Annotated in this window: 9 protein-coding genes; 5 read left to right on the top strand and 4 right to left on the bottom strand. The window is 37.9% G+C overall.

Annotated elements, in window-relative coordinates; translation table 11 throughout:
- Positions 1 to 2 precede the first annotated feature (2 nt).
- Positions 3 to 1,208, bottom strand: a complete 1,206-nt coding sequence (locus BK574_RS20030) for a M20 metallopeptidase family protein (protein WP_158211702.1) — start codon at positions 1,206 to 1,208, stop codon at positions 3 to 5.
- A gap of 93 nt (positions 1,209 to 1,301) precedes the next feature.
- A complete protein-coding gene (locus tag BK574_RS20025; RefSeq protein WP_078429823.1) occupies positions 1,302 to 2,918 on the bottom strand; it encodes a helix-turn-helix domain-containing protein in 1,617 nt (538 codons plus the stop codon).
- A gap of 244 nt (positions 2,919 to 3,162) precedes the next feature.
- On the opposite strand from BK574_RS20025, the gene BK574_RS20020 reads away from it, so the two are divergent.
- Positions 3,163 to 4,701, top strand: a complete 1,539-nt coding sequence (locus BK574_RS20020; protein ID WP_078429822.1) for a vanadium-dependent haloperoxidase — start codon at positions 3,163 to 3,165, stop codon at positions 4,699 to 4,701.
- A gap of 429 nt (positions 4,702 to 5,130) precedes the next feature.
- The gene (locus tag BK574_RS20015; RefSeq protein WP_078429821.1) at positions 5,131 to 5,505 is read left to right on the top strand and encodes an HRDC domain-containing protein; all 375 of its coding nucleotides are present in this window, start codon (positions 5,131 to 5,133) and stop codon (positions 5,503 to 5,505) included.
- A 511-nt stretch (positions 5,506 to 6,016) separates the two neighbouring features.
- On the opposite strand, the gene BK574_RS20010 is transcribed toward BK574_RS20015, so the two are convergent.
- Complete coding sequence (locus BK574_RS20010) at positions 6,017 to 7,426, bottom strand: IS110 family RNA-guided transposase (RefSeq protein WP_078427547.1); 1,410 nt, start codon at positions 7,424 to 7,426, stop codon at positions 6,017 to 6,019.
- Between the two features lie 276 nt (positions 7,427 to 7,702).
- On the opposite strand from BK574_RS20010, the gene BK574_RS20005 reads away from it, so the two are divergent.
- The 3 genes from BK574_RS20005 to BK574_RS19995 all read left to right on the top strand — a co-directional run bounded on the left by BK574_RS20005 (position 7,703) and on the right by BK574_RS19995 (position 11,176).
- Positions 7,703 to 8,974: an IS4 family transposase gene (locus BK574_RS20005; RefSeq protein WP_078427785.1), complete on the top strand. Its 1,272-nt coding sequence runs from the start codon at positions 7,703 to 7,705 to the stop codon at positions 8,972 to 8,974.
- 311 nt (positions 8,975 to 9,285) lie between these two features.
- Positions 9,286 to 10,143 carry a hypothetical protein gene (locus tag BK574_RS20000; RefSeq protein ID WP_078429820.1) on the top strand — a complete coding sequence of 286 codons (858 nt, stop codon included), beginning with the start codon at positions 9,286 to 9,288 and terminating at the stop codon, positions 10,141 to 10,143.
- A 67-nt stretch (positions 10,144 to 10,210) separates the two neighbouring features.
- Complete coding sequence (locus BK574_RS19995) at positions 10,211 to 11,176, top strand: glycosyltransferase family 4 protein (protein ID WP_078429819.1); 966 nt, start codon at positions 10,211 to 10,213, stop codon at positions 11,174 to 11,176.
- Positions 11,177 to 11,409: 233 nt separating this feature from the next.
- On the opposite strand, the gene BK574_RS19990 is transcribed toward BK574_RS19995, so the two are convergent.
- Positions 11,410 to 12,525: an IS4 family transposase gene (locus tag BK574_RS19990; protein WP_078427739.1), complete on the bottom strand. Its 1,116-nt coding sequence runs from the start codon at positions 12,523 to 12,525 to the stop codon at positions 11,410 to 11,412.
- Positions 12,526 to 12,611 lie beyond the last annotated feature (86 nt).

Below are 12,611 nucleotides of genomic sequence, written 5' to 3'. Positions count from 1 at the left end.
CTTTATTTTTCCTCCTTCATATTCAATCGGAAATGTTCTAACGCTTTTTCCAGTGTGCGGACAACCGTCGTCACGGCATCTGGAATGACTTCATCGTTTACTAAAAAAGTTGAATCGTGCCACTGTTTGTTCACACCTTTTTCCTCATCACCTGTACCGACCCAGAAAAAGCATCCAGGAACATACTGTTGATACAGGGAAAAATCTTCTCCACCAAGTGTCGGCTCCGGTTGAACAACTGTACCTTCTCCAAACACTTCTTCCACTGCTTCTTTGACCAATTGCGTCATCGTCTGATCATTATCAATCGCAGGAACTTGGGGAATAAACTCTAATTCTGCTTCAGCACCATAGCCTTTTGCGATATCTCTAGCAATTCTTTCGATTAAATGTGGAAGCTGTGCGCGAACATTCGGATTAAAACTACGTACCGTTCCAAAAAGCTCGGCTGATTCCGCAATCACGTTATGTGTTGTCCCAGATTGAAAGGAACCGATCGTAATGACCACAGGTTCGAATGGATCGATGTTCCGGCTCACAGCGGACTGCAATCCCATCACGATCGCAGAACCTGCGACAACTGAATCAATTGCGTGCTGCGGGATCGCACCGTGTCCACTATGACCTTTCACCTTGATTTTAATCGTATCGACTGCTCCCATTAAGCGTTGATCAGTGACTCCAACGTGACCTGCACGAATGCCAGGCTGATTGTGAACGCCAAAAATCGCCTGAATTTGTCCATCCTCAAACAAACCAGCTTCTATGAACTGTCTTGCCCCCTGGGTCGTTTCCTCTGCAGGCTGAAAAATAAACCGGACCGTTCCTCGAAGCTGTTCCCTTTTTTCCGCTATAGTAAAGGCTGCGCCAAGAGCAATTGTCATATGGAAGTCATGACCACAGGCATGTGACACTCCATCGACTTTTGAAGCGTAAGGAAGACCTGTTTGCTCCAGGATCGGTAAAGCATCAATATCCGTTCGATAGGCAACAGTTGGCCCTGGTAAACCCCCGCGAAGTTCAGCAACTAACCCCGTTTCCACTTCCAACGGCAGTATCGTATATCCTGCTTCCGTTAACCAATCCTTTAATCGTTTGGTCGTTTGAAACTCTTTTGAGCTTACTTCTGGGTATTGATGTAACTCTTGTCTAATGTCAATCAATCGATTAAGCAAATTTTCTTGATTACTTACTTTTACTTGTACCAACCGATCACTACTCCTTTTTGTATTGTTATACTTTTGAGTAATTATAATATTCAGAAAAATAAAATGAAATGTGACAAGCCACAATGTTTTCATTTATGCATTGTGGCTTGTCACATATAGGTTGTATGCAATCATTAAATTGATCCAATCGACTTCACGATCAAAGGAGATATTCATTAGCCTTTCCATCTTTTTAATTCGTTGATACAGCGTGTTCGGATGGACATGTAAATGTTCGGCTGTCCGTTTGTGATTTTTATTCAAACGAATGAAGACTCCTAGTGTTTCTATATAAATCGGTTCCATTGAAAGGAGTGGTCCCATTTTGTCATCAACAAACAGACTTAACGTCGATGGATCCACGTTTTGCAGCAAACGTTCAAAGCCCAAGTTCGAGTAATCGACGAATCGATCTCCACTCGTTTTTCCAAATCGGACGGCATCTAATGCTTCCCGATACGAATCACCTAGCTTCCCTACCGTCACCTTTCTGCCCATTCCAAAAATCATATCCTTTTGCTTCTTCCACTGATCCGAGATTTTATGGACAATCAAATCAACGACTTTCTCACTTGTTACTGGGATAATTAAAATAGCTTGATAGGTTCTTGACAAAATGAAGGTCGAATTACTAATATTTTGACAAATGTTTTCAAGTGAGCGGATAAACTTCTCTTTATCTAATAAGGAATCCGATTTCCATAACGGGTTGTGTTTCCCCTCGAGCACCACACATACTAATTCCGAGTCGCTGTTCCAATTCACATAATTTTGCACTCTTTTGAATTCCCCATAAGAAATGCCTTCAATCATTTGCTGAAACACTTCTTCACGAAAGTGTAACTCTTTTTCATACAATGCATTAATTTTAACTAACTCAAGGGCTAATGCTGTTGATGCATGTTCCACAGCAACCACTTCTAAAGGAGACAACGTGTTAATGTCTTTTCCAATATAAATCGAACCCAGGGTCTCTCTTCCACGAATAATAGGATACTCTGTTGAAGTAGACTCCAAGTTCTCATCTTGAAATTTCACTTGAACAGCTAATATTCTACTTAATAACGCTAAAATGGTATCGATACCGCCACCATCTAAGATCGCCTTTGTGAATTTCTCATGAATATCAATCGATTGCATGAGTTGATCATTCTTTTTCTTCAGATCTTCAAATAAATTCGAGTGAACGATTGCAATGGCACTTTGGTTCGCAATAATTTCAATAATACGAATGTCATCATCGGTAAACTGACCATCATTTTCAAAATTATCAACAATGAGTACACCTAAACACTCATCCTGATAAAGAAGCGGAACCGAAAAGGCACTCTTGATATGCCTTCGATAGACTCCTTCAAAGTAAGCTTGATAATTTTCTGGTGACATATTGGCCATGTTTTGTTTTAAAATATCTTCTTCAGCAAATAAATATGATTTCCGCTCCGCATAGGCTTTCCCCGTTAACGACTCCCCAGGCACAAAGGCGATTTGGCGCATGACTTCAATATCAATGCCAACCCCTTCAGCTACCCGAAGAACATTATCCTCACGGTCGTATAAATAGAGGATCACCGTATCCGATACTTCCAATAGATTCCTAGCTTCTTCCACTAATGTGCGTAAAACAACACCAATATCCAATGATGTTGTTAGTAAATGATTAATCTCAAACAGCTTGTTTACTTTATCGCTTTGTTTAATCTGCCCCATCCTTACACCAACCTAGATGTATTTTCATGAATCGATAAATCTAGTATATCGGATTATGATTAGATAAGAAACCGAGTGGAACTTATTGGAAATAAATAATGCCTGATTCCCCTCATTATTCGACAAACTTCGGGGCGTCACAGTGACTCCCCTATGCATATAATAAAAGGATATTTTTAATAAAATAGCTTTTTTCACTTTTACTATAAAATAAAGTATACCGTGTGAAAGGTGTTGAAAACGCATGGGGAAAGATAAAAAGAAATGTGTACTTGGTCCTTTGACTGGCAAAGAACGAAGAAAAAAGGCCTATCATTTACGTAAAGATATGGGACGATACTACAGGGAGCTTGACCTCATCGATCATCGATGTAACGGGGATGAACAGAGTTATTCGAAAAAAATAGCAAACTTCACAAAAACATTGCCCCATAACTCCCTTGGTGAAGTTGATGTTAATGCCTATGACTCTCTAATAAAGGCATTAAAAAGCGGGAAGCCAGAGGAATTTGAAGCGATCCCAATGGGGGGAGTAACGAAATTAGCCAACCCACAAGCTGCTTATGTTTATGATCTTATTGGAGCTGATTGTCATCAGACAGATTTACCTCCAGCTCCAGCCTTCAGTAGTGCGCGGGAAGCAAGTGAAATGGCCGAAGTATACTGGCGAGCATTAACTCGCGATGTACACTTCGAAGAATATGATATCAACGCGCCTACCATTGAAGCGGCATCAGAGCTATCGCGATTTTCCGATTTTCGCGGGCCGAAGATGAATGGATGTGTTACAACTAGTACATTATTTCGTGGGGACACCCGAGGAGATCTTGAGGGACCTTTTGTTTCACAATTTTTGCTGAAAGACATTCCCTTTGGTTCAACGACAATCCCTCAACGTTATCAAACAACATTAGCTAGCGCTGACCACATGACGGACTATGAGGAATGGTTGAATATCCAAAACGGCGGAACCCCTGTTTCACCTATTAAAGACCCAACCCCTCGATATATCCGAAACGGCCGCGACTTAGGAGAATACGTTCATTTTGACTTCTCCTACCAACCCTCGCTATCGGCTTGTTTGATTTTAAATAATTTGGGAAGAGACGCACTCAGCCCCAATAATCCTTATTTGAAATCAGCAACTCAAGGCGGCTTTATTACATTCGGCGGACCGCATATTCTAGATTTAGTAAGTAAAGTATCTCGTGTAGCGTTAGAGGCTGCATGGTTTCATAAGTTTTTAGTTCATCGTCGTCTACGACCTGAAGAATTTGGAGGGCGAGTTCACAATCATTTAACAGGTTCCGCTAATTACCCGATCCATAACGAACTACTTAACTCTCAAGTGATATCTAAAGTGTTCAACAAGTATGGGACTTACCTTCTCCCGATGTCCTACCCAGAAGGATGTCCAACACACCCTGCTTATCCAGCTGGGCACGCCTGCTTGGCAGGTGCTGGTGTCACCGTCCTCAAGGCATTTTTTAATGAAGCATATGAAATTCCTAACCCCGTTACAGCTAGCGAAGACGGACTTTCATTAGTTCCATACTCAGACTTTCCGTTAACAATAGGCGGAGAATTGAATAAACTCGCATCTAATATTGCCCTTGGCAGAGATACAGCAGGTGTGCATTGGCGTTCTGACGGAATTGAGGGCATCAAACTCGGTGAAGCCGTAGCCATTGAGGTCCTTCGTGACTTCAGCAAAACCTATAATGAACATTTTGATGGATTTACGTTAACAAAGTTTGACGGTACCAAAATAACAATCGATTAAAAGCACTGCCCCCTGGGATTAGCGGGGTTCCCCACTGCGGTATTGCTTTACTCTGGTGGGGGATTTTGAACTGCCCCCCCTTTTGTGATTTAGAAGCGTTTATTTTCAACTTTGATGTTTTTATTTTTAAGTAATGGGGATTTATTTTCAACTTTGCTCAATTTATTTTCAACTTTGCTCAATTTATTTTCAACTTTGCTCAATTTATTTTCAACTTCTATTCATTTATCGATTTCTAGACAAAGAGAGAAGCTTGGGGACGGTTCTTCCTGCTTCCTCATTTTCTATGCTGGGCCTGCGGAATATGGCTTTTCTGTTTTAGCGGCCTGAGAGGCCGCTTTTTCTTGCAATTTACAGTATCACCTTTAAACCTTGGGGAGCCAGCACCCTTTCTGTTCGGAGCTTTCGACAAACCTTCGGGGAGTCACAGTGACAGTTCTGTTATCGGTTATTCAAAGCACTATAATGCCAGAAACATCATCTACGAACGGTAATGATAGCGAAGTTCAATTAAGCTCTGAACATAAAGAGACTATCCCTCAAAGGAAGTCGAAGAAGGTTCAGTCTGCAGATACTAACCTGGAAGAATTAAAGGTAAAGCTAACAGATTTTCGAGCGAGGCGTGCAAAAGAACTCAATGTGAAGCCATTTTACATATTCACGAATAACACGCTAGAAAATCTCTTGCAAAAAAGACCCGTTACAATGAAGGACCTATTAGAAATTGATGGCATTGGGCCAAAGAAAGCTGACCAGTTTGGTCAAGAGATAATAGAAATTATTCAGAGTCATAGCTCCAAATAAATTCACTCACCATGCCCCTAAAAAGAGTTCTGTCCACTTGGCTGGAGGGTAGTTCACTAGCCCCCTCCACGCATTGCTTTACCCTAGTGGGGGTCAGCGTATAATGGTAAATAAGTCAAGTGGTTATTTTCTCTAAAAAGGACCGACCTTAAGTAAAACTCTATTTTCCCATTATACGGTAATAGAATTCATCTACCTACAGAACTTTATAATAAAACTCCTCTAGAACGTGAAAGGATCTTGCTTTTTCATCCTACAGAGGATACCACCTAGCAAATATAAACTTAGATTTTTTCACGTATTATTCGTACTTGTAGGACAAGATCCATACTGCTGACCCACGAGGTCTTTTGCCTCAGACACCAATAACAATGTGATCTAACGTCCTAGGGGAGTTTTATTTTGACAAAGATAATGTCTTACAAAAATCGCTATAAAGGACCTCAGTTATACCTACGAGAATTTAACATATCCAACGTTAATACATTCAAGTTGAGTATTAATACTTTTTTTAAGCAGATTGAGTAAGTCCTGGTGAGACAAAGTTTTCAAAGAATTTTTCTACATTGGGACTTCGCAGTTTATTTCTTATGACTTCTACTAACACATAGTTTTCTTGATCAGTACGGTATAATGACTGATGTCGAATCATTGAAAAGGCTAGACGTATCATACGGTTTCCTAAAGCAACGTAAGCTTGGCGAGTGTGTTTCCCACGCTCTTTCAGGGCCAAATATCTCTGTCTCATCTCAGGGTTATTGACAGCTAAAGATTTTCCTACCTGGTACACAATGTTTCTGAACGGGCGCCTTCCTTGTTTAGAAATGCCGTAATAACTAGGTTTATGGCCTCCAGATTGTTTGACTATCGGATTTGTACCAGCTAGCTTTATTAGTTGTCCTGCATGGTCAAAATCGGTGATATCCCCCATTTCTGCATAGAATTCAGCACCCGTAACAACTCCTATTCCAGGTACAGCTAAAATAATAGCGCCAGGGGTCTCGATAAACAGGTCTTCAATTTTCTTCTCTAACCGTTTAATTTGATTATCTAATAATTCTAACCGGTCTAATTTTTGAGCAAGAAGATAGATATCAACCTCTACATTCTCCTTAGGCTGAGAAATAGAGCTTTGTGCAAAATCTAGTAAACATTCAATCGTACTATCACGCAGTTTCAAATTTTCACGAATAGATAACTCACGTAACCCTTCTTTACCCAGTTCTAGAATATCGTTAGGGTGTGGGTAATGTCTCATCATATAGCGCGGGGCTTTACCAAACAATTTAGAGAAGGGTTGGACATGTTTTCGCTTTCCATTATCCCAAATACTTTTTCCTTGGAATTCACGAAATACATGGTCTATATGCATCCGAATTAAGTTCTGTGTAGAAGTCCGGTCATCAACTAATTCACGGCGTGCGCGAGTTAATTTTTGTAAAGAACCTATACTGCCTGAACGTAGCTCACTAGATGTTCCTCTCCCGTGGATCAATGACTGTATAATAGCCATGAGATCAATATTATCTGTTTTAGACCAATTTAAGAGAGCTTGCCTTTCTTGGTCCGTTGTCGCTGCATTTATGATTCGGACACGGTATCCTTCTTTATGACATCGACGAACAAGATCTTCGTAATAATGCCCAGTGGTTTCAATTCCTACCACAACCTCTTTCATACCATACTTTTCTCTTTCCTCCCGAATATGCTTTTTAACTATGTCTAACCCTGTTAGAGACGCATCAAACTCAAACGGTTTAACTAATATATCCCCATAGAACGTACAAATCATTGCTTTATGTGTATACTTAGCCGCATCAATTGCCACCATTAATAGGTTTTCAGTCCCAGTTTCTCTTATAAACTTTGCCCACTGACTTCCGTTTTTCCCTTGAATATGGTTCAATAATGTATAAGTCATCGTTTTCATCTCCTTTAGTAAAGGTGTTGTAACTGGAAGTACTGTGGTAGGTCCTTCTATTTTACAATGAAAACGGTGGCCTTTTTTATTTCCTTGAACTATTTTCTATACTAGACCCCAATGTCATCAACTTAAGATTACAAAATATGTAAATGGATAAGATTGTCATAAAAATATTATTAACAGCACGAAAAACCACTTGACTTTTCAAAATCACCACAATAATCGACCTGAATACCATTTTTTGGTATATCAACGATGAAGTGGTGATTTTTTGTGGCAAAAAGCCTGTTTTTAGAAGCTGTAGAGGTAACCCAGAACGTCCTACATGACTATGTTTTTAAGTGTGAATCACGTTCCAAACCAACCTATTTTACTCGTGAAGGGAGAAACAAATTAAATTTTATTAGCACTATTCTTTTTATGCTCAATTTCGTGAAAAAAAGCTTTCAGATTGAGCTGGATGACTATTTTAAGCTTCTTGGAAATAGGACGGAAAGTATTAGTAAACAGGCGTTTTCTGAGGCTAGAAAGAAGATTAAACCGGAAGCATTTATAAAATTATTTGATACCATTGTGGATTGGTACTACAAGGAAAATCCTTATAAAAAATTTATGGGGTTTCGTATTTTCGCTATCGATGCATCCATCTTGGAAATAAATAATTCCATAAGATTAAGGGATGCCTTTGGCGTTTCGAAAGGCAGTTCTTTAGAACTGGCTCGCGCAATGGCATCCTGTATCTATGATACCGAAAATAATCTAATTGTAAAGGCTTTGATTACAAAATGTACAGATGGAGAACGGTCTGTCGCTATCAAACTGATGAACAGCTTTAAAGATCACTTGAACAATAACGACCTTTTTCTTTTTGATCGAGGATATCCATCATTAGATTTTTTCGCTTATCTAATAGAATTAAATGTAAAATTTATGATTAGAACACCTGTCAATTATTATAAATCTAGTATTAAATCTTCGGTGCCTGACCAAATAATTGAGCTTAAAAGAAAAGGGAGCGTGATGCGCTTAAGGGCTATACGGTTTACACTGCCATCGGGTGAAGATGAGTTGCTCATCACAAATATAGAAGATGAAACATTTGGGATACAGGATTTTAAAACACTCTATTTTAAGCGGTGGAGAATTGAAACAAAATATGATGAATTAAAAAATAAACTTCAACTTCAAAAGTTTACAGGTGATACTCCTCTTTCAGTTGAACAAGATTTTTATGCGACCATGTTTCTAGCAAACATGGCTTCGCTAGTTAAACAAGAGGCTGACGAAATGATTGCCAAAGAGCAAGAAGGAAAGGATCTAAAATATGAATACACAGCTAACGCCAACGTTTTGACCGGTAAGCTGAAAGCTAATCTAGTCCGTATTATATTAGAGGAAAGTCCAAGACGACGTAAAAAGCTATATAAGCAAATGCTTGACGAAATCAAAAGGAATCGTACTCCCATAAGACCAGGTAGAAGTTTCAAACGTACTAAGGGGTTGCGAGCTAATAGAAACGGGCTAGTTCAGAAGTCTGCATTATAGCATTTAACGAAGTAAAATAGGATGCCTTAGGGTGATGTAAAAAAATGTAAAACATCTCCCGGGCATCCTATTGTCTTTTTTTAGTTGTTTTCAGTATCATAGTTTGGAATTTTTCATTTTAATACTGTGTGGTTCATGAGAGTTACTAATTGGGAACTAATTGGAAACTTATCTTGATGACATTGGGTCAGACCCCAGGCACTCCAGGCACTCAAATATTTTGATCGATTTCTAGATAAACGTCTTTTCGATTAATAAATATATGAATATAAATATAATAATTCTTAAATTATTAAGGAGGGATCATAGTCTTGACCATAAATAATTCGAGAAAAGCCAGTAAAAAAATTTGTTTTGCTATACTTGTTCATAATAAAAAAGAAATCATAATAAATATGCTAGAAAACATTCGTTACTTTTGTCCGAATAGTTTTATTGTTTTATATAATGGGTCTGGAGATCCAGGTCTATGTGAAGGTTTAGGATACCCTGTGTGTCCATCTAGTAAAAAGTTGAATTACGGTTTTACCACAATTTATATGCTCGAAGTAATGAAGTGGTTACAAGAGGAACAATTTAATTATGATTATTTAATTAATCTTGATTCTGATGCTTTGTTTGCTAGGAGAGGTTTTGAGGAATTTATCCAAAAAGAAATGCAAAATGTTGATTATATGGGTGTTCTTCTTGGACAATATTTCAACTGGGGAGGAGCACCAGAAATTCAGGCTGAATGGGAAAAATGGAAACCTATTTTTCAATTAGATAAATATCAATATTTAGGTGCATTCAATGTTGGTCAAACATATAGTAAGGGGCTAGTTGATCAAATTCTAAGTTACGAAAAGTTTGAACTCTTTGAAAAAAATATACTAGATACAAAAGCCTGGGGAACTGACGAAATTGTATTCGCAAATTTAGCCAAAAGGCTAGGAAGTAAAATGAAGCCTTATCCAAGAACGGCTGAGGCTGAATTTGTGGCAAGACAGAAAAAAGATCCATTTTACGCGATGTCTATTCGCTATCGCCCACATTATACCAAAAAAGAAATCCAACAGTGTTTAAAAGATAGTAACCATTTTCATAGCTTTATCTTCCATCCTATTTATCGAACCATGCAAGATGAAGCAAGAAAGTATATTAGAAGTCTAGTTGCTAGTGGTAAGTAATCATAAAAACTTGAAGTGTTTTCGATTTTGTAGTTTGTTTAGTAATTTTTGAAAGGAAGTAGAATCCATGAAAATAGTTCAGGTTGCCCCTGATTACCTCACCACTCCACCTCAAAAATATGGGGGAATAGAAAGAGTTGTCTATGACCTTAGTGAAGAGCTTATGGAAAGAGGTCATGATGTAATTCTCTATGCTCTTAAAGGGAGTCATAGTAGCGCAAAGATTTTACCATACAATCATATTGGAAATCCAAGGAAAATAGTAGAATTTGTAAAAAATACATTACCAGGTGATATTGACTTAATACATGATCATACCCATGATTCTGTAATAAGCAAGTTAAATTTGCCTATCCCTACTGTAAGTACCATCCATGTTTGGTGGTATACTGAAGTCGTTAAATATCCCATCTTTGTTAGTAACACTATGCTTGATTTACTAGGAAAAGGGAAAGGAACTTATATTCATAACGGAATTAATCCAACAGATTTTGAATTTTGTGATCATAAACAGGATTTCTTACTTTTTCTAGGTCGAGTTTGTAAAGATAAGGGCGTACACCATGCTCTTAAGATAGCAGAACTTTCAAAACAAAAGTTAATAATTGCAGGTCCAATTGACGATAGTGAGTATTTTATAAAAAATGTCGAACCATATATTAAAAATAATCGAAATATTAGTTATGTTGGAGAAGTTGGAGGAAGAGACAGAATCGATTTATTAAAAAATGCAAGATGTCTCATTTTTCCAACATTATATGAGGCTTTTGGTCTTGTTATGATTGAAGCTATGGTTTGTGGAACACCTGTAATTGCATTGGATAATGGTGCAGTCAAAGAAGTTCTGGCTGGTTTTCCAGATTTAGTTTGCAAAACCATTGAAGAAATGGTTGAAAAAGTTAAGTACGAAAATCTACCAACACCTAAACAAATGAGGGATTACGCCATCAGTAATTTTAGTAGGAAATTGATGGCTGATCGTTATATCGAGATTTATGAAAAAATTATAACTGAAAATCGAACTAATTTTTAGGAAACTAAAATTGTAAAAACCATTAAGAACTAATTTAAATAAATAACCTAGAAATCACCATTATAGTAATTATCACTAGTGTTGCATAAAACTGCATTCTATAAGTTAGAATATTCTGTATTTTGCACTTCGTGGCAAATGAGCTAAAAAGACAACACCAAGCGAAAGGTGGTACTGTCCATTTGGTAAAATTATACATTTAGTTCTTAAGTGACGGTCAGCTAGTAAAGTTCTTACGGAATCCCTTTGGGACTAATATAACTGAACCATACATGGACTGGCCGCCATAAAGTTCTCTTCAACCATCGAGTGATCTGTAAAAGTGTTTGCTTACTTTTGATTTCTAGTTGGATAAGTACACTAAGGCAGTACGTAATCAGTCCTAAAAACAGTTGATTGTGAACTGCTTCTTCACTATAACCAAAAAAAGTTTTAATTTTTACGTGCTGTTTTAACCATTTGAAAAAGAGCTCAATTGCCCACCTTGAACGGTATAGATCTCCAATTTCTTCAGCTGTTAAATCGAAGCGATTGGTAATCAAGCGTAGTAATTGTCCTTTTGAATCAACGGTTTCAATAATACGAAACACATTTTCACATCGCTTTTGTGTTGTGCCGATATAGGCCATTTTGTCTGATGTTACTGGGCTACCTTCTGGAATGTTAAACGTTTCAATCTCTCGAATAACTGCGTTTTTCTTTAGTCTGGATAGGAAAAAGATACCATCATCTGTATAACGATCAAATCGTTCATAATCAACATACCCGCGGTCAAACACGTACATGGCGTCTTTATCATCAACGAGTATTTCAAGTTGGTTTCGGTCGTGTTCCGAAGCATCTGTGATAATGGCTTTTTCTGGGTATGCCAATTCCTGATCCACGTAAACTAACCTAAGGTGAAGTTTTACGCCAGCTTTAGTCTTTCGAAATTTGGCCCACTGACAACGAGTAAGATTGAGTGGCATCGTACTAGAGTCAATGATTTTAATCGGTCGGATGGCTTTTCGTTTTTCTGTCTTGAGGTGAATCAGACGTACAAGTTCAAGAAAGATAGTTGATAAAAACTCAGGGTCTATCGCTCTATTCTTACGAGAAAGCTGAGAGACACTGATTGATTTAAATCCAAGTTCTTTCTGTAACTTCTCATCAGCCAGTGCTGTATTAAGATCATGGAGACTTTCCATTTGATTTAAGTGAGCATAAAGAAAAAGCTTAGTAAAAGAGAGTGTTTTTAGCTTCTTTGTGTACTTATCAAGTTGATACTTTTCAACTTGTTCATCAAAAAGTTTTATATTTATGGGCGCAACCCATTTACCAAATGAAGATAATCGTGTATTCTTGTCCATAGCTGATATCCTTTACTTTTGGATTTGGACAGGAACCACCTGTACTTCCATTGTAAAGGATTTTTTTGTATCCAAATCAATCAATA

Origin of the sequence: Alkalihalobacterium alkalinitrilicum (genome assembly GCF_002019605.1) — a bacterium.
GTDB lineage: Bacteria > Bacillota > Bacilli > Bacillales > Bacillaceae_F > Alkalihalobacterium > Alkalihalobacterium alkalinitrilicum.
The sequence above is the reverse complement of the archived record's forward strand: the minus strand, read 5'-3'. Positions and strand labels throughout refer to the sequence as shown.